The organism is Rhizobacter sp. J219 (genome assembly GCF_024700055.1).
GTDB lineage: Bacteria > Pseudomonadota > Gammaproteobacteria > Burkholderiales > Burkholderiaceae_C > Rhizobacter.
Window position 1 is genome coordinate 2222622 of record NZ_JAJOND010000001.1, and the last position, 17966, is coordinate 2240587.

Annotated in this window: 17 protein-coding genes and 1 pseudogene; 7 read left to right on the forward strand and 11 right to left on the reverse strand. The window is 67.9% G+C overall.

Translation table 11 applies throughout. From position 1 onward, the window contains the following. Positions 1–15 precede the first annotated feature (15 nt). On the reverse strand, positions 16–1356 hold the full coding sequence (locus LRS03_RS10075) for an ammonium transporter (RefSeq protein WP_257825301.1): 1341 nt from the start codon (positions 1354–1356) through the stop codon (positions 16–18). A gap of 279 nt (positions 1357–1635) precedes the next feature. Here LRS03_RS10075 and LRS03_RS10080 point away from each other — a divergent pair, with 279 nt between their 5' ends. Both LRS03_RS10080 and LRS03_RS10085 read left to right on the forward strand, forming a co-directional pair. Further along, positions 1636–2733 carry a BMP family ABC transporter substrate-binding protein gene (locus LRS03_RS10080; RefSeq protein WP_257825302.1) on the forward strand — a complete coding sequence of 366 codons (1098 nt, stop codon included), beginning with the start codon at positions 1636–1638 and terminating at the stop codon, positions 2731–2733. A gap of 12 nt (positions 2734–2745) precedes the next feature. Then, positions 2746–3663 carry a DMT family transporter gene (locus tag LRS03_RS10085; protein ID WP_257825303.1) on the forward strand — a complete coding sequence of 306 codons (918 nt, stop codon included), beginning with the start codon at positions 2746–2748 and terminating at the stop codon, positions 3661–3663. 308 nt (positions 3664–3971) lie between these two features. On the opposite strand, the gene LRS03_RS10090 is transcribed toward LRS03_RS10085, so the two are convergent. The 9 genes and pseudogenes from LRS03_RS10090 to LRS03_RS10130 form a co-directional block, all read right to left on the reverse strand. After that, a complete protein-coding gene (locus LRS03_RS10090; RefSeq protein ID WP_257825304.1) occupies positions 3972–4751 on the reverse strand; it encodes an SDR family oxidoreductase in 780 nt (259 codons plus the stop codon). A 3-nt stretch (positions 4752–4754) separates the two neighbouring features. Continuing rightward, positions 4755–5666: a DMT family transporter gene (locus LRS03_RS10095; protein ID WP_257825305.1), complete on the reverse strand. Its 912-nt coding sequence runs from the start codon at positions 5664–5666 to the stop codon at positions 4755–4757. A 2-nt stretch (positions 5667–5668) separates the two neighbouring features. Continuing rightward, positions 5669–7288 (reverse strand): gamma-glutamyltransferase family protein, encoded by a 1620-nt coding sequence (locus tag LRS03_RS10100; protein ID WP_257825306.1) that lies wholly within the window; start codon positions 7286–7288, stop codon positions 5669–5671. Positions 7289–7418: 130 nt separating this feature from the next. Next, on the reverse strand, positions 7419–8927 hold the full coding sequence (locus tag LRS03_RS10105) for a tripartite tricarboxylate transporter permease (protein WP_257825307.1): 1509 nt from the start codon (positions 8925–8927) through the stop codon (positions 7419–7421). 31 nt (positions 8928–8958) lie between these two features. Then, complete coding sequence (locus LRS03_RS10110) at positions 8959–9423, reverse strand: tripartite tricarboxylate transporter TctB family protein (protein ID WP_257825308.1); 465 nt, start codon at positions 9421–9423, stop codon at positions 8959–8961. A gap of 112 nt (positions 9424–9535) precedes the next feature. Beyond that, positions 9536–11347 (reverse strand): type IV pilus assembly ATPase TfpB, encoded by a 1812-nt coding sequence (gene tfpB, locus LRS03_RS10115; RefSeq protein WP_257825309.1) that lies wholly within the window; start codon positions 11345–11347, stop codon positions 9536–9538. Beyond that, positions 11344–12137 (reverse strand): annotated as a pseudogene (locus LRS03_RS26865) (spermine/spermidine synthase domain-containing protein). The gene tfpB and the pseudogene LRS03_RS26865 overlap by 4 nt, the downstream one beginning before the upstream one ends. Next, entirely contained in the window at positions 12134–12661 is a 528-nt protein-coding gene (locus tag LRS03_RS10125; protein ID WP_257825310.1) for a DNA-deoxyinosine glycosylase, read from the reverse strand. Before LRS03_RS10125 ends, LRS03_RS26865 begins: the two are co-directional and overlap by 4 nt. 7 nt (positions 12662–12668) lie before the next feature. Next, complete coding sequence (locus LRS03_RS10130) at positions 12669–13493, reverse strand: TatD family hydrolase (RefSeq protein ID WP_257825311.1); 825 nt, start codon at positions 13491–13493, stop codon at positions 12669–12671. 335 nt (positions 13494–13828) lie between these two features. On the opposite strand from LRS03_RS10130, the gene LRS03_RS27035 reads away from it, so the two are divergent. Genes LRS03_RS27035 through LRS03_RS10150 form a run of 5 tightly spaced genes read left to right on the forward strand, consistent with a single transcriptional unit; the run spans position 13829 to position 17600 of the window. Continuing rightward, positions 13829–14131 carry a hypothetical protein gene (locus LRS03_RS27035; RefSeq protein ID WP_489739916.1) on the forward strand — a complete coding sequence of 101 codons (303 nt, stop codon included), beginning with the start codon at positions 13829–13831 and terminating at the stop codon, positions 14129–14131. Next, positions 14125–14640 (forward strand): S1C family serine protease, encoded by a 516-nt coding sequence (locus LRS03_RS27040; protein ID WP_489739917.1) that lies wholly within the window; start codon positions 14125–14127, stop codon positions 14638–14640. The genes LRS03_RS27035 and LRS03_RS27040 overlap by 7 nt, the downstream gene beginning before the upstream one ends. A 9-nt stretch (positions 14641–14649) precedes the next feature. Then, positions 14650–15651 carry an AAA family ATPase gene (locus LRS03_RS10140; RefSeq protein ID WP_257825312.1) on the forward strand — a complete coding sequence of 334 codons (1002 nt, stop codon included), beginning with the start codon at positions 14650–14652 and terminating at the stop codon, positions 15649–15651. Beyond that, positions 15623–16591, forward strand: coding sequence for a DUF58 domain-containing protein (locus tag LRS03_RS10145; RefSeq protein ID WP_257825313.1), 969 nt, complete (start codon positions 15623–15625; stop codon positions 16589–16591). Before LRS03_RS10140 ends, LRS03_RS10145 begins: the two co-directional genes overlap by 29 nt. Then, the gene (locus LRS03_RS10150; protein ID WP_257825314.1) at positions 16572–17600 is read left to right on the forward strand and encodes a VWA domain-containing protein; all 1029 of its coding nucleotides are present in this window, start codon (positions 16572–16574) and stop codon (positions 17598–17600) included. The genes LRS03_RS10145 and LRS03_RS10150 overlap by 20 nt, the downstream gene beginning before the upstream one ends. A gap of 7 nt (positions 17601–17607) precedes the next feature. Here the strand turns inward: LRS03_RS10150 and LRS03_RS10155 are convergent, their stop codons facing one another. Then, on the reverse strand, positions 17608–17898 hold the full coding sequence (locus tag LRS03_RS10155; RefSeq protein WP_257825315.1) for a response regulator: 291 nt from the start codon (positions 17896–17898) through the stop codon (positions 17608–17610). Between the last annotated feature and the right edge of the window lie 68 nt (positions 17899–17966).

The window sequence follows — 17966 nt, forward strand, 5'->3', positions numbered from 1 at the left end:
CTCGGTCGTTTGCGATCAGGCCTGTGGCGAAGCGGTCGGGGCCAGCATCTCACCGTGCTCGGAGATGTCGAGCCCCACGTTCTCCTGGGCCGCGCCGACGCGCAGCCGGGTCACCAGCGAGAGCGCCTTCAGGATGATCCAGGTGGCGACGCCGGCGTAGGCCATCACGGCCAGCGCACCGAGGGTGTTGGTCCACACCGTGGCGGTCACCGGCGCGACGGCGGTCAGTGCGAACACCGGCGTCAGCACCGTGCCGACCAGGCCGCCGATGCCGTGCAGCGCAAACACGTCGAGCGCATCGTCGATGCCGGTGATCGACTTGAAGTAGACGACGGCGAAGAAGCACACCACGCCCGCCAGCGAGCCGATGCACAGCGCGCCGTTGATGCCCACGTAGCCCGAGGCCGGCGTCACGGCGATGAGGCCGGCGATGGCGCCCGTCATCATGCCGAGCACGCTCCACTGACCGCGGCGGATGTATTCACAGAAGCCCCACAGCATGGCGCCGGCACATGCCGCCACCTGCGTGGCCAGCAGTGCCCCGGCCGCACGCGGGCCGGCCTCGAAGGCCGAGCCGGCGTTGAAGCCGAACCAGCCGGCCCACAGCAGGCCCGCGCCGAGCACCGTCAGCATCAGGTTGTGCGGCACCATCGGCTCCTTGCCGAAGCCGCGCCGCGGCCCGAGCACGACGGCGGCCACCAGCCCCGTCACGCCCGAGGCGATGTGCACCACGGTGCCACCGGCGAAGTCCATGTGGCCCATCTTGGCGAGCCAGCCGTTGGGGTGCCAGATCCAGTGGGCGATGGGCGCGTAGACCAGCAGGCTCCAGAGCGCCGCGAAGGCGATCGTCACTCCGAGGCGCATGCGCTCGGCGGTGGCGCCCAGCACGAGCGCGAAGGTGATGATCGCGAACGAGAGCTGGAAGAGGAAGAACACCGGCTCGGGCAGCGTGGGCGCCGAGACATGCGCGCCGACCTTCGAACCGATCAGCCCTTCGGCAAACATGCGCGACATGTCACCGAACCAGGGGCCGCCCGAGGTGAAGGCGATCGAGTAGCCGAACATCGCCCACAGCACGGTGATGACCGACGCCCCGGCCACCGTGTGCGCCACGATGGAGAGCGCGTTCTTCGAGCGCAGCATGCCGCCGTAGAAGAGCATGATGCCGGGCATCGTCATCAGCATGACGAGCACGGTGGAGATCAGCATCCACGCGGTGTCGGCACCGTTGAACACCGTGGCGGCCGACGCGGCGACAGCAGGCGCCGCCGCGACCTGGGCCCACGCCGACGATCCCGCCGACAGCAACGCTGTTGCCAGCATGCCCATCACCATTCGACGACCGGCTCGTTCCATGCGCTGTCTCCGAGAAGTTGTTCGATCCATTCTTGAAGCGAGCGCCCGCCCTACGCAATGGGAAAGTTCCACAAACAGCGGCTTGGCACTTCACGATCCCGCGCATTTTGATGATTAGTTCTCGGCTGAGGCTCAGGGCGTGCCCTGTCCCAAGCTCTAGGGAGAAGCCAGCGGCCGTGCCCCACAAAAGTGCGTCTGCGACAATCCGGGCCTTCGAGCCGCCTGCGTGCCCCCGCAGGCGGTTTCGCTTTCAACCTTGGGGCCATGTAGAGGAACACCATGTTCAAAAACCTCGCCCGCGGCCTCCTGGCCGCGATGCTCGCTGCACTTGCAGCGTCAACACCCGCCCTCGCGCAGACCCCCGCACCGCTGAAGGTCGGCTTCGTCTACGTGAGCCCGATCGGCGACGCCGGCTGGACCTATCAGCACAACCAGGGTCGCCTCACGATGGAGAAGGCCCTCGGCACGCAGGTGAGCACCACCGCCGTCGAGGCCGTGGCCGAAGGGGCCGATTCGGAGCGTGTGATGCGCGACCTCGTCGCCCAGGGCCACAAGCTCATCTTCGCCACCAGCTTCGGCTACCTGGAGCCGGCGCTGCGCGTGGCCGCCGACCACCCCGACGTGGTGTTCGAACACGCCGGCGGCTTCAAGACCGCGAAGAACCTCAACACCTACAACGCCCGCTTCTACGAGGCCCGCTACCTGGCCGGCCTGCTCGCGGGCAAGACCAGCAAGAGCGGCATCGCCGGCTACGTGGCCGGCTTCCCGGTGCCCGAGGTCGTGCAGGGCATCAACGCGTTTGCGCTCGGCATGCGCGAGGCCAACCCCAAGGCGCAGGTCAAGGTGGTGTGGCTCAACACCTGGTTCGATCCACCGCGCGAGCGTGAAGCCGCCACCTCACTCATCCACCAGGGTGCCGACGTGCTGACCAACCACAGCGGCTCGCCCGCCGTGCCGCAGACGGCGCAGGCGCACTTCGCCAGCAAGGGCGTGCGCGTGATCGCCTACCAGAGTGACATGAGCCGCCACGCGCCCGACGCGCAGCTCACCGCCATCACCCACCAGTGGGGCGCGTACTACACGCGCGTGGCCGACGCCGTGCGCAAGGGCACATGGCAGGCCAAGCCGGTGTGGGGCGGCATGAAAGACGGCTTCATCGCCTTCGCGCCCTTCTCGCCCACCGTCCCCACCGAGGTGGTGAAGCTCGTGAAGGCTCGCGAGGCCGACATCGTGAAGGGCAAGTTCCACCCCTTCTCGGGCCGCCTGGTCGACAGCACCGGCAGCGTCCGCCAGGACACCGGCACGATGGACGACGCCACGCTGGCCAAGATGAACTGGTTTGTCGACGGGGTGACGGGCACGCTGCCCAAGCCCTGAGACACTCGGGGGATGTCGTCGCCGCAGCACCTCACGCCCCGCATCGCCTTCTTGCTCACCCTGCCGCCGCTGCTGTGGGCCGGCAACGCGGTGGTCGGCCGGGCACTCGTCGGCACCGTGCCGCCGATGGCCCTGAGCGCGATGCGCTGGGCCATCGCGCTGGTGCTGCTGCTGCCCTTCGCCACCAAGCTGTGGCGCCGCCCGCAAGACATCCGCGAGCGCTGGCCCTACCTGGCGTTGATCGGCATCCTCGGCGTGGGCACCTACAACTCGCTGCAGTACCTGGCGCTTCAGACCTCCACGCCGATCAACGTCACGCTCATCATCTCGAGCATGCCGCTGTGGATGCTGGCGGTGGGCGCGATCTTCTACCGCGAGCACCCCACGCGCCAGCAGATCGTCGGCGCCCTGCTCTCGCTCGCCGGCGTGGCCCTCGTGATCTCGCGCGGCGACCCGACCGTGCTGCTTAACCTGCACCTGCTGCCCGGCGACGTGCTGATGCTCATCGCCATCGCCCTGTGGGCCTGGTACAGCTGGCTGCTCGCGCGCCCGCCTGCGCACATGCGCGGCGAGGCGCGGCCCGACTGGGGCTGGGCGGAATTGCTCGTCGTGCAGATGATCTTCGGCACGGTGTGGGCAGGCCTGGCCGCAGGGGTTGAATCGGTCGTGAGCCCGGCGAGCATCCACTGGTCACCCTGGGTGGTGCTCGCACTGGCCTATGTGGCCATCGGGCCGTCACTGCTCGCCTATCGCTTCTGGGGCGAGGGTGTGTCGACGGTCGGGCCGGCGATTGCAGCGTTCTTCAGCAACCTGACGCCGGTGTTTGCGGCGCTGATGTCGGCCTTGTGGCTGGGCGAGCCGCCACGCTGGTATCACGTGGGGGCGTTTGTGCTGATCGGGGCGGGGATCGTGGTGAACTCTCGGCGCTGAGTCGGAGCTAGCACGCTGGGCTGGGGTGTCGCACTCCGCTCATGTCCCCCGAAAGAGATCGCTCCCGCGATCTCTTTCTCCTCCTTTACTTCGCTCCGTGCGACACCCCAGCCCAGCGTGCCGGCACCTTTGGAACCATGCCCGCCTCCGAAGTGCAGGTGCGCATCGCGCATCGGCCACGGGGTGAGGGGCGGAGTGAAGTGAAGGAAGGAATTGGTGGACGCGGGAGCGTCCACCAAGGAGGGACATGAACGGAGCCCCTCACCCCGTGGCCGATGCGCCGCTCCGACGAGCGCACGCGCTCCGACCTAAAACGTGCCGGGGTAAGCCCCCCCATCCATCAGGATGTTCTGACCGGTGATGAACCCCGCATGCACGCTGCAGAGGAAGGCGCACATCGCGCCGAATTCCACCGGCGTGCCGAAGCGGCCGGAAGGGTTCTGCTTGCGGCGCTGGTCCGCGATCACGTCGATGCCCACGCCGCCTGCCTTGGCAGCACCGGCCATCGTCACCCGCAGGCGGTCGGTGTCGAAGGGGCCGGGCAAAAGGCTGTTGATCGTCACGCCCTTGGCGACCGTCTTGCGCGCCAGCCCCGCCGTGAAGCCGGTGAGACCGGAGCGCGCACCGTTCGACAGGCCGAGGATGTCGATCGGCGCCTTCACCGCCGCCGAGGTGATGTTGACGATGCGCCCGAAGCCGCGCGCCATCATCGGGTCGACCACCGCCTTCATCAGCTCGATGGGCGTCAGCATGTTGGCGTCGAGTGCCTTGATCCACGCGTCGCGGTCCCAGTCGCGGAAGTCGCCCGGCGGCGGGCCGCCCGCGTTGTTGATGAGGATGTCGACCTGCGGGCAGGCCGCAAGTGCCGCCGCACGGCCTTCGGGTGTGGTGATGTCGCCGGCGACCGCGCGCACTTCGCCCCCTTTCAACGCGCGTAGCTCATCGGCGGTCGCTTCGAGTGCCTCGGCGCCACGCGCGGTGATGACGACGTTGACACCGTCCTGGACCAGCGCCTGCGCGCAGCCCTTGCCGAGCCCCTTGCTGGCCGCACACACCAGCGCCCACTTGCCTGCGATACCGAGATCCATGAACTACCTCCATTTGGCGAGCAACCAGATGCCCGCAAGAACCAGAACCGTGCCGGCGGCGATCCAGGCCGTGAACGGCTCACCGAGGATCACCACGCCCATCAGGATCGTCGACAGCGGCCCGAACATGCCCACCTGCGTGGCCATCGAGGCGCCGATGCGTTCGATGGCCAGCATCACCAGCAGCACCGGGCAGAAGGTGCAGGCCACCGCGTTGAGCACGCTGAGCCAGATCACCTCGGGCGCCACCGCCATCGCGCTCACCGGCCGCAGCAGGAAGAACTGCGCGATGCACAGCACGCAGGCAATCGACGTCGCCAGGCCCGTCAGGCGCAGCGCGCCCAGGCGCTTGACCTCTTCGCCGCTGAAGACGAGGTAGAGCGCGTAACTCACCATGCTGCCGAAGACGAGGGCCGCGCCGAGCGCCACGTTGCTGCCGAGCAGCGTCACCTCGTGGCCGAACACCAGCAGCACGCCGCAATAGCTGACCGCCAGCGAGATGAGCTGCCGCTTCGTGACCTTCTGCTTGAAGAGCAGCACGCCGAGGAAGAGCACCAGCGTCGGGTTGAGATACAGGATGAGCCGCTCGAGGCTCGCGGTGATGTACTGCAGGCCGGCGAAGTCGAGAAAGCTTGCGAGGTAGTAGCCGCTGAAGCCGAGGCCGGTGACAGCCAGCCAGTCGCGGCGCGTGAGCGGCGCCTTGCCGCGCCCCGCCCACCACGACAAGACGAGGAACATCGGCAAAGCGAACAGCATGCGGTACATGATGAGCGTGACCGCATCCACCCCATGGCGATAGGCGAGCTTGACGATGATGGCCTTGCCCGAGAAGGCGACCGCGCCGAGCACGGCAAAGACGAAGCCCGGCCACAAAGCCTTGTGCGGCACGCCGGCCGCAAGGGAACCCGACGTCATGCTCAGGACACCACCGCCTGCCCATCGCGCCGCGGGTCGCTGGCCGCCACGTAGCCTTCCACCGCCGGGTCGCCCAGCCGCCAGATGAACTGGCCGGCGCCGAAGTCCTGGTACGAGTCGTTGATGACTTCCATCACGTGGCCGCGCTCGGCAAGGCCTTGCACCGTCCCCGGGTTCATCGCGCTCTCGACGTTGATCTCGAGGCCCGCGTTGAAGCGCCAGCGCGGCGCGTCGCAGGCCGCCTGCGGGTGCTGGCGGTAGTCGAGCATGCGCACCACCGTCTGCAGATGCCCTTGCGGCTGCATGTTGGCGCCCATCACGCCGAAGCTCATCACCGGTTTGCCGTCTTTCGTGAGGAAGGCCGGAATGATGGTGTGGAACGGCCGCTTGCCCGGCGCCACCACGTTGGCGCTCTTCGCGTCGAGGCTGAAGGCGTGGCCGCGGTTCTGCATCGACAGGCCGTACTCCGGCACCACCACACCCGATCCGAAGCCCTGGTAGTTGCTCTGGATGAAGCTCACCATCATGCCGCGCTCGTCGGCGGCGGTGAGGTAGATGGTGCCGCCCTTCACCGGATTGCCGGCGCCGAAGTCCTGCGCGCGCTTCATGTCGATGAGCTTGGCGCGCGAGGCGAGGTAGGCGTCGTCGAGCAGCTGCTCGGCCGTGACCTCCATGCTTGCCGGCTCGGCGACGAAGCGGTAGACGTCGGCGAAGGCGAGCTTCATCGCCTCGATCTGCAGGTGCTGCGAGTCGACCCCGTCGACCTTCAGCGAGGCCAGGTCGAAGTGCGACAGGATGCCGAGCGCGATCAGCGCCGCGATGCCCTGCCCGTTGGGCGGGATCTCGTGCAAGGTGTGGCTGCCGTAGGGCTTGCCGATGGGCGTGACCCACTCGGGCGTGTAGCCCGCGAAATCGGCGGCGGTGATCGTGCCGCCGTGCTCGCGTGCATGGCGTGCCGCAGCCTCGGCGATTTCGCCGCCGTAGTACGCCGCCCCCTTGCTTTGCGCGATCAGGCGCAGAGACTTCGCCGCAGCCGGGAAGCGGAACAGCTCGCCCACCGCGGGCGCGCGGCCATGCGGCATGAAGGCCTGCGCAAACCCCGGCAGTTCGTGCAGCAGCGGCACGGCCGCCGCCCACTTCTGCTGCACCACCACCGGCACCGCATAGCCGCGCTCGGCGATGTCGATCGCAGGCTCGAGCAGGTCGGCGAAGGGCAGCTTGCCGAAGCGTTCGCTCAGGGCCACCCAGCTCGCCACGGCACCCGGCACGGTGACGCTGTCCCAGCCCCGCTGCGGCGGGTGCCGGGCGTCGTCACCGTACTTGGTCTTGAAGTACCCAGGCGTCCACGCGCCGGGCGCACGGCCCGACGCATTGAGGCCGTGCAGTTGCTGGCCGTCCCAGAGGATGCAGAACGAATCGGAGCCGAGGCCGTTGCTCACCGGCTCGACGATCGTCATCACGCTGGCGGCAGCAATGGCCGCATCGACGGCGTTGCCGCCTTTCATCAGCATGCGCATGCCGGCCTGTGCGGCCAGGGGGTGCGAGGTGGAGACGACATTGCGCCCGAAGACAGGCAGCCGCTGCGTGGCGTAGCCGGTGGTCCAGTCGAAATCGTGGGTCATGCGCAGAGTCCTCGGCGGTGTTGTCTGGAGCGCTGGGGGCCTCAAGCGTAGCCCCATTCGGCAAGGCACGTCGTCTTCCAAAAGAACAAGCCGCCTCGGAGGGCGGCTTGTCGGTGCGATGCGGCCGGCGTCAGTCGTCGACGAATGCCTCTTCGCGCTTCTTCTTGATCGACGGCAGCATCACCACCACGATCATCAGCACGGCTGCGATCAGCAGGCCGGCCGACAGCGGGCGCACGATGAAGGTCGACCAGTCGCCGCGCGACAGCAGCAGCGCACGCCGCAGGTTCTCTTCCATCATGGGCCCGAGGATGAAGCCCAGCAGCAGCGGCGCACCTTCGCAGCCGAGCTTGTAGAACAGGTAGCCGATCACCGCGAACACCGCCGTGAGGTACACATCCCAGTTGTTGTTGTTGAGGGTGTACACGCCGATGCAGCAGAAGAGCGTGATCGCCGGGAACAGGAAGCGGTACGGCACCGTCAAGAGCTTGATCCAGATGCCGATCAGCGGCAGGTTGAGCACCACCAGCATCAGGTTGCCGATCCACATCGAGGCGATCAGACCCCAGAAGAGCTGCGGGTTGCTCGTCATCACCTGCGGGCCGGGCTGGATGCCCTTGATCGTCATCGCGCCCACCATCAGCGCCATCACCGCGTTGGGCGGAATGCCGAGCGTGAGCATCGGGATGAACGAGGTCTGCGCGCCGGCGTTGTTGGCCGACTCGGGGCCTGCCACGCCGCGGATGTCGCCCTTGCCGAAGCGGCCGTTGGCGCCGGCGATCTTCTTTTCCATCGTGTAGGCGGCAAACGACGACAGCAGCGCGCCGCCGCCCGGCAGCACGCCCAGCACCGAGCCCAGCGCGGTGCCGCGCAGCACGGCGGGGGTGGCGTCCTTGAAGTCCTGCTTGGTGGGCCACAGGCCCTTCACGTCTTTGGTGAAGACCTCGCGCTTCTCGGCCGGCTGGCCGAGGTTGGCGATGATCTCGCCGAAGCCGAAGATGCCCATCGCGATCACCACGAAGCCGATGCCGTCGGTCAGCTCGGGGATGTCGAAGCTGTAGCGGGCGGTGCCGGAGATCACGTCGGTGTTGATCTGCGCGAGCGTGAGGCCGAGGATGATCATCGCGATGGCCTTGATGAGCGAGCCCGAGGCCAGCACCACCGCACCGATCAGGCCCAGCACCATCAGCGAGAAGTACTCCTGCGGGCCGAACTTGAAGGCCAGCTCGGTGAGCGGCGGCGCGAAGGCCGCGATCACGATGGTGCCCACGCAGCCGGCGAAGAAGGAGCCCAGGCCGGCGGCCGCGAGGGCCGCGCCAGCGCGACCCTGGCGTGCCATCTGGTAGCCGTCGATCGCGGTCACGACCGAGGCCGACTCACCAGGCACATTGATCAGGATGGCGGTGGTCGAGCCACCGTACTGCGAGCCGTAGTAGATGCCGGCCAGCATGATGAGCGCGGCCGTCGGGTCGAGCGCGTAGATCGACGGCAGCAGCATCGCGATGGTCGCCACCGGCCCGAGGCCGGGCAGCACGCCCACCAGCGTGCCGAGAAGACATCCCCCCAGGGCGTAGAGCAGGTTCTGGGCGGTGAAGGCCACCCCGAAACCCAACGCCAGATTGCTGAGCAACTCACTCATGTTCTTGACCCTCGTTCGGCTTGTCGGTCTGTCAGTTGGCGATGAAGCTGGGCAACACGGGAATCGTCAGGCCGAGGCCCTTGACGAAGACCAGCCACGAGAAGATCGTGAGAACGACGGCCGCAATGAGCACGCCTTTCCACTTGAATTCGTCGCCCGCGAAGCTGACCATGACGATCAGCACCGGGATCGTGAGAAACATGCCCAGGCGCGGCAGCAGCACCGCAAACATCGCAATCGAGGCCACGACCACCAGCAGCGGGCGCCATGCGATGTGGCCGATCTTGTCGCCACCTTCGGTTTCGATCGTGAGCGACTTGAACAGCACGATCGCGCCGAGGATGGCGAGGATGATGCTCAGGATCAGCGGGAAGTAACCGGGCCCCGGGCGTGCCGAGGTGCCCATGCTGTAGTTGGTGGCACCCACCGCAAACACGATGCCGACCACCAGGAACATGATCCCGGACCAGAAGTCTTTTTCGCTCTTGATTTTCAACGCCCGCTCCTCGCAACAATCAGTCGGAGGATTCTAGGCAGCACACCCTAGGGCGCCGTGTGTGGTTTACACGTACCGGTGTGCATGTCTCGCTGCGCGGAACGAGCGCCGCTCACACGTCCCACGCCGGGGTGGAACGCAACACTTCTTCGAGCGTGGTCACACCTTCGGCGACCTTCATCGCACCGGCCAGGCGCAAGGGCCGCAGGCCTTCGGTCAAAGACTGCTTGCGCAGCTTGGCGATGTCGGGCTGAGGGTGGATGAACGCATTGGCTGCTTCGCTCACGGTCAGGAGTTCGTAGAGGCCGGCCCGGCCGCGGTAGCCGGTCATGCGGCATTCGAGGCAGCCGACCGGCTTGTAGGCCGCGACGCGGCCGTTGATGCGCCAGGGCTTGATCACCTCGTCGATGGCCTCGGCGGTGGTGTGCGCATCGGGCTGCTTGCAGCTCGCGCAGAGCGTGCGCACCAGGCGCTGCGCGAGCACGCCGATCACGGTCGCGCCGATCAGGTAGGGCGGCACACCCAGGTCGGTGAGGCGGGTGATGGCCGAGGCCGAATCGTTGGTGTGAAGGGTGCTGAAGACGAGGTGGCCGGTGAGCGCGGCCTGGATCGCCATCTCGGCGGTTTCGAGGTCGCGGATTTCGCCGACCATGATGATGTCCGGGTCCTGGCGCATCAGGGCGCGCAGGCCTTCCGAGAAGTTGAGGTCGATCGCCGGCTGCACCTGCGTCTGGTTGAGCGCCGGCTGGATCATTTCGATCGGGTCTTCGATGGTGCAGACGTTGACCTCGTCGGTGGCCAGGCGCCGCAGCGTGGAATAGAGCGTGGTCGTCTTGCCGGAGCCGGTGGGGCCGGTCACGAGGATGATGCCGTGCGGGCGCGAGACAAGGCCCTCCCAGCGCTGCGCATCGTGTGCACCGAAACCGAGCGCATCGAGGTTCTTGACCGTGGTGTCGGGGTCGAAGATGCGCATCACCAGCTTCTCGCCGAAAGCGGTGGGGATGGTCGACAGACGCATTTCGACTTCGTCGCCCTGGGGGTTGCGCGTCTTGATGCGGCCGTCGAGCGGGCGGCGCTTCTCCACCACGTCCATGCGGCCGAGCAGCTTGATGCGCGCGGTCATCGCGTTCATCACGCCGGGGGGCAGCTGGTAGACGGTGTGCATCACGCCATCGATGCGAAAGCGGATCACGCTCAGCTCGCGGCGCGGCTCCAGGTGAATGTCGCTCGCGCGCTGGTCGAAGGCGTATTGCCATAGCCAGTCGACCACCTGCACCACGCCCTGGTCGTTGGCGTCGAGCTGCTTGTTGGTCTTGCCAAGCTCGACCAGCTGCTCGAAGCTCGCCTGAGCCGACTGCTCGCCGGTCTTGATGGCGGCGCGCACCGAACGCTGCAGCGTGTAGAACTCGGTGGTGAACTTAGCGACGTCGACCGGGTTGGCCAGCACCATCCGGAGCGTCTTCTTGGTGTGCGCCTCGATCTCAGGCACCCAGGCCAGGTCGAAGGGCTCGCTGGTGGCCACCGTCACTTCGTTGAGGCCGAACTGCAGCGGCAGCGCCCGCCGCCGCTCGGCGTAGGTGATTGACATCACGTCGGCCACCCGGCCCACATCGACCTTCAGCGGGTCGATGCGCACGAAGGGCATGCCGATGTGGCCGGCCAGCCACTCCGAGAGCATGTCGACGTCGAGCGGCTTGCCGTTCTTGGCGTGCAACAGCTGCGCGTTGGCCAGGCGCACGAGCGGGTGCTGGATGCTGTCGCCGGCGGCGAAGCGCTGCGCGGTCTGCTCGTGCATGGCCGAGCTGATGATGCCGTCTTCGTGCAGCCAGCGCAGCAGGCGCCGCCAGTCGAGCCGGCCGGCCGGGTGCGACACCTGCTTGACGGGCTTGGTGGGCTTTGCGGTGGGCGAAGAAGCTGTGCTCATGTCGTCTCGTCGGCCGGTGCATCGGGGCCCGGCAATGCGCGGATCATGCGCAGCCACTTGCGGGCCGGCAATGCGTACCGAGTTTCAATGGTTTCCGCTCGTGCGGCAAGCAGGTCGCGCTCGGGCATGGCCATGCCCTTCAAGGCAACGACGATGGTGTTGCCTTCCTTGGTGGGGCGCAGGCTGCGCACCGGGTCGCTGCCGAAGGCCTGCGCGATGCGCGCCGCGCTGCGCTCGAAGCTCGCATCGCGGCCGAAGAGGTTGACCGTCATCACGCCCTCGTCGGCCAGCAGCCGGTGGCACGCGTCGTAGAAGGCCTGGTCGTCGAGCACGGGGCTGGCGGCATCGTGGTCGTAGAGGTCGACGTTGAGCACGTCGGCGGTGCCGATGTGGGCCGCATCGGCCACGTAGTCGGCCGCGTCCTGGTTCAGCACGGTGAGCTTTGCGTCGTCGGCCGGCAGGTTGAACCACATGCGGCAGGCGGTGATGACCGTCGGGTTGAAGCTCGACCGCGGTCGTCTTCATGCGCAGGTTGCGGTGGCAGAAGCGCGTGATCGACGCCGAGCCCAGGCCCAGCTGCACCGCATGCGCCTTGCCCACGTAGGCCGGGTTGCGAAACAGCAGCCAGACCATCATGCGCTGCACATATTCGAGTCTCAAGCGCATGGGGCTTGCGCACGCGCATCGCGCCCTGCACCCAGGGCGTGCCGAGGTGCAGGTAGCGCACACCTTCGAACTCGGAGATCGTGGCGGGGGCCATGTCCTGGCGCGCCTTGGTGGTCTTCGTCATGCGATGCCGTGCGCCGCAAAGGCCTCGCGCCAGGCGGCCAGCTTGCGCTCGAAGCTCCACGAGGCGTTGGCCGGGCTGGTGGAGGGAAGGCGCCAGACCGCGAGGCCGAGCGTCTTGGTGAAACGCATCCCACGTGCCGACTCACCGCCGTTGTGGGCCACGCCTTGCAACTGCGGTGCATGCGCCTTCACGCCCCCGAGGTCGTTGAATTCGGCGTCGCGGATCGCACTGTCGAGGCTGCCCTCGCGCCGGCAGTGGGCATAGACGTCCCAGATGCCGAGGCCACGCTGCAGCACCTCCTGCAGCCGCCGGGGGTAGGCCAGTGCCCGCAGGTCCACATTCCACAGCGCCGACAGCAGCGGCCAGAAATGGTTGCGCGGGTGGGCGTAGTACTGCCCCGCCTGGAGCGACGCCACGCTCGGGAAGCTGCCCAGCACGAGCAGGCGGGTGCGGCGGTCGATGACGGGTGGCAGGCCGCGCAGGAGGTCGGGCGAGTCGGTGGGTTCGATGGGAGCAATGGGCATGGGCCCGTCAGTCTGCCAGAGCAGCAAGGCCCGCCAGACGGGGCAGCGCGGCCTGCGCGTTGCGCCAGGTGATGCCGGCGGCTTCGGAGAGCGACCAGCCGCGCAGCTCGACGAGCGTCTGCGCGATGCGCGGCAGCTGCGCCGGCTCGTTGCGCGAGGTCTCGCCGGCCGAACGTTGCGCCGCCGTGCGGTAGAGCCAATGCGGCGAGATGTCGGGCGCATCGGTCTCCAGCACGAGGCTGTCGGCCGGGACGCTCTCGGCCAAGCGGCGGATCTGCAGCGCTCGGTCGAAGGTCATCGCCCCGCCGAAGCCCAGCTTGAAGCCGAGGTCGATGAAGACCTGCGCCTGCTGCTCGCTGCCGTTGAAGGCATGGGCGATGCCCTGCACCGGAATGCGGCGCAGTTGCTTGAGCAAGGCGTCGGCAGAGCGCCGCACGTGGAGCAGCACCGGCAGGCCGGCGGCCTGGGCGAGCTTGAGCTGCTCCACGTAAAAGTGCTGCGCCTTGGCCTGATCAAGCCCGGGCACGAAATGGTCAAGCCCGATCTCGCCGACCGCCACCAGGCGTGGGTCGTCGCGGTGGGCGTGCAGCGCTTCGCGCAGTGCCGACAGGTCGGATTCCGTGGCATCGTTCACGCAAAGCGGATGGACGCCGAGCGCATAGGCCAGGCCATGCCGGTGGGCGAGCGTGCGCACCGTGTCGAAGTTCGCACGTGCCACCGCCGGCAGCACCTGCATCACCACCCCGGCCGTGCGGGCACGCTCGACCACGGCGTCGCGGTCGGGGTCGAACTCGGGGGCATCGAGGTGGCAGTGGGTGTCGATCCAGCGCATGGCCCGATGATGCCTTGGGCATGCACGGAAGCTTGCGGCGTGATACGGTGTGCATGTCGCCGATGCGGTCGTGCGCGCGGCGAAGGTGTTCGGAATCCAGCAGTTCCCCGCGAACGCCCCCGCAGGAGGTGGCAGGCATGAGAAAGGCTCCGCTTTACAGCCGCTCGCCGCGACAGACGTCGCAGCCCGCGACCGCCGCCGCGCCGCGGCCCACCTCCGGCGACACGGCACCTGCCGCCGCCACCGCCCCCCCGGGCGCCGCAACGACCGCGGCGAGCGCGGGCAGACGGCCTTCCCCCTGGCGCGAGCGGACGGCCTGGGCGCTGGTCGGCCTCATGCTCGTCACACTTGGCGCCTTGAGCCAGCGCGCCTTCGCACCGGGCAACCAGCTGCTGACGCAGAAAGACATCGACGCCTCGGTGCGCCGCTCGCTCGAAAAAGACCCGCTGCCCTCGGCCTACGCCCGCGCGCATGCCGCCATCGCCCCCTCGGTCGTGCGGGTCGAAGGCGACGACGGACCCGACGATGCCCCGCCTCCGCAGCAGCAGCCCGCGCCCCCGGCAAGGCCGCAAAGAAAAAGACCGGGCCGGAAGGCGGCCCGCCCACGCCCAACCATGCCATCGGCACCGGTGTGGTGATCGTGGACAACGGCACCATCCTCACCAACCTGCACGTGGTGGCCGGCTCCAAACGGCTGAAGGTGACCTTCGCCGACGGCAGCGAATCGGATGCCACGCTCATCGGCGTGCAACCTGAGCACGATCTGGCCGTGCTGCGCGCCCGCAGCATCCCCGACGATCTGGTGGCGGCCACCATGCGCTCCACCGCCGACCTGCAGCCGGGCGACGAAGTGATCGCGGTCGGCTACCCCTTCGGCGTCGGCCCGTCCGTCTCGGGCGGCGTGGTGTCGGGTCTGAGGCGGGAATTCCGCTCGCCGCAAGGACAACGCAAGCTGACCAACCTGATCCAGTTCGATGCTGCCGCCAACCCGGGCAATTCGGGTGGGCCGCTGGTCACGATGGATGGCAGCGTGGTGGGCATCGTCACCGCCATCCTGAACCCGTCGGAGCAGCGCACCTTCATCGGCATCGGATTTGCTGTGCCCATCGAGAACGCAGCCGCGGCTGCTGGAATGCCACCTTTCTGAGGAGACCTCATGACCGAACACGCGAAGACGGCCACCCTCATGGAGCAGATCCTCTATGAGGTGAAGCGTGTGGTCGTCGGCCAGGACCGTTTCCTCGAACGTGTGATGGTGGCCATGCTCGCGCAGGGCCACCTGCTGGTGGAAGGCGTGCCTGGGCTCGCCAAGACGCTGACGGTCAAGACGCTCGCCACCGCGCTGCGCGGCAGCTTCAAGCGCATCCAGTTCACGCCCGACCTGGTGCCGGCCGACCTGGTGGGCACGCGCATCTACAACCAGAAGACGGGCGAATTCGCCACCTCGCTCGGGCCGGTGTTCGCCAACCTGCTGCTCGCCGACGAGATCAACCGTGCGCCGGCCAAGGTCCAGAGTGCGCTGCTCGAAGTGATGCAGGAGCGCCAGGTCACGATCGCCGGCGAGACGCACAAGGTGCCCTCGCCCTTCCTCGTGATGGCCACCCAGAACCCGATCGAGACCGAAGGCACCTACCCGCTGCCCGAAGCGCAGGTCGACCGTTTCATGATGAAGGTGCTGGTCGACTACCCGACCGAGGAAGAAGAGTTCGTGATCGTCGAGCGCGTGACCGGCGACCCGGTGGCCATCAGCCCGATCGCGAGCACGGGCCAGCTGGCCGAGCTGCAGCACGAGTGCCGCAAGGTCTACGTCGACCCTTCGCTCGTGCAGTACGCGGTGAAGATCGTCGGCGCCACCCGCACGCCGGCGCGCCACGGCCTGCAGGAGCTGGCCAAGTACATCAGTTTCGGCGCGAGCCCGCGCGCCACCATCGGCCTGATCGAAGGTGCCCGCGCGATGGCCATGCTGCGCGGCCGCAGCTATGCGTTGCCCGAAGACGTGGCCGATCTCGTGGGCGACGTGCTGCGCCACCGGTTGGTGCTGAGCTACGAAGCCCTGGCCGACGGCATGAGCGCCGACCAGATCATCCAGCGCATCACGGCCAAGCTGCCGAAACCCGACAAACCCATGCATGGACGCCCCGTCGACACCAACGCCTGACGCCATCCTGCGTCGCCTCGAGTGGACGGTGATCCGCCGTCTCGATGGCGTGCTGCAGGGCGACTACCGCACGCTCTTCCGCGGCGCGGGGCTCGACCTCGCCGACCTGCGCGAGTACCAGCACCACGACGACGTGCGCCACATCGACTGGAACGTGACCGCACGGCTGCAGCAGCCCTATGTGCGCGAATTCACCGAAGACCGTGAGCTGACGGCGTGGTTCCTGCTCGACCTGTCGGGCAGCGTGGACTTCGGCTCGGCGCGCAGCAAGCGCAGCGTGTCGGCCGAGTTCGTGGCGGTGCTCGCGCGCCTGCTCACGCGCCACGGCAACCGCGTCGGCGCCATGCTCTACGGTGACGCGCTCGGCGAGGTGCTGCCGCCCCGGGGCTCGCGGCAGCACGTGCTGCACCTGCTGCAGCGCATGATGAAGCACCAGGCCAAGCAGGCCTCGACCACCACGCAACTCGAAGACCTGCTGCGCCGCGCCGCGCCCTTGATGCCGAGACGCTCTACCGTGTTCGTGGTCTCCGATTTCCTCAGCACGCCGGGCTGGGACGCGGCGCTCGCGCAACTCAGCCTGCGCCATGACGTGCTGGCAGTGCGCCTCTACGACCCGCTGGAGATGGCCCTGCCCGACCTCGGCATGGTCACGCTGCAGGATGCCGAAACGGGCGAACAGTTCATGGTCGACACCAACGACCCCGGCTTCCGCTCGCGCTACGAGAAGGGGGCCGAGCAGCAGGAAGACGCACTGCGCGAGTCGCTGGCCCGTGCCGGCGTCGACACGCTGGAACTGTCGACCGATGAAGACCTGCTCGCCACGCTCTTGCGCTTCGTCGATCTGCGCAAACAGCGCATGCGGCTCAACTCGGGTGCCGGCATGCCGGCTCATCTGAAAGGCAACACCACCGGAGGACGTCATGAGCTTCGTGTGGCCTGAGTTCCTGTGGTCGCTGGCGGCCTTGCCGCTGCTGGTGCTGCTCTATTGGTGGCTGCTCAAGCGCCGCAAGAAAGTCACGCTCAAGTTCGCCAACCTGGCGCTCGTCAAGCAGGTGGCCGGCAAGGGCCCGGGCTGGCGCCGGCACGTGCCACCGGTGCTGATGCTGCTGGCCCTGGCCACGCTGCTCGTCGCAGCCAGCCGTCCGCGGGCGGTCGTCACGCTGCCGCTGCAGCAGGAAACCATCATCCTCGCGATGGACGTCTCGGGCAGCATGCGCGCGACCGACGTGCAGCCCAACCGGATGGTGGCCGCGCAAGAGGCCGCCAAGGCCTTCCTCAAGGATCTGCCCCGCAGCGTACGCGTGGGCGTGGTGTCGTTCGCCGGCACCGCCGCCGTGGTGCAACCACCGACGCTCAACCGGGAAGACATCGAAGCCGCGATCGACCGCTTCCAGCTGCAGCGCGGCACCGCCATCGGCAGCGGCATCGTGCTGTCGCTTGCGACCATCTTCCCCGAGGCGGGCATCGACCTCTCGCAGATCACCGGCGCGCGCAACATGCCGATCGGCCCCGGCGACAAGCCGCCGAAGGAATTCACGCCGGTGGCACCAGGCTCGTTCTCGTCGGCCGCGATCGTGCTCCTGACCGACGGCCAGCGCACCACCGGCCCCGACCCGATGGACGCCGCCAAGATGGCTGCCGACCGCGGCGTGAAGGTCTACTCGGTCGGCATCGGCACCAAGGAAGGCGAGACCATCGGCTTCGAAGGCTGGTCGATGCGCGTGCGGCTCGACGAAGAGACGTTGAAGAACGTGGCCACCGCCACGCGTGCCGAGTACTTTTACGCCGGCACCGCCGACGACCTGAAGAAGGTCTACCAGTCGCTCAGCTCGCGCCTCATCGTCGAGAAGAAAGAAACCGAGATCACCGCGCTCTTCGCTGCAGGCGCCGCGTTGCTGGTGCTGCTGTCGGCCGCCCTGTCGGTGTGGTGGTTCGGGCGCGTGGCCTGACGCGGCCTCAGGGCACAAGGAGGCTGCGCACCTGCTCGGCAAAGGTCGCCACCTCGATCGGCTTGCTGAGGTAGCCGTCGCAGCCGGCGGCGAGCAGGCGCTCGCGGTCGCCCTTCATGGCATAGGCCGTGAACGCCACCACCAGCAGGCCCGCGGTGGCGGGGTCAGCGCGCAGCTGGCGCAAGAGGGCCAGACCGTCGACGTGCGGCATCTGGATGTCGAGCAGCACCAGGTCGGGCCGGGTGTGCGCAAGCAGCGCCAACGCCGACTCGGCGCCATCGGCGGTGTCCACTGCCATGCCTGCACCGCGCAGCACCAGCGAGGCGAGTCTCGAGGTTGATCGGGTTGTCGTCGACGATCAGGACA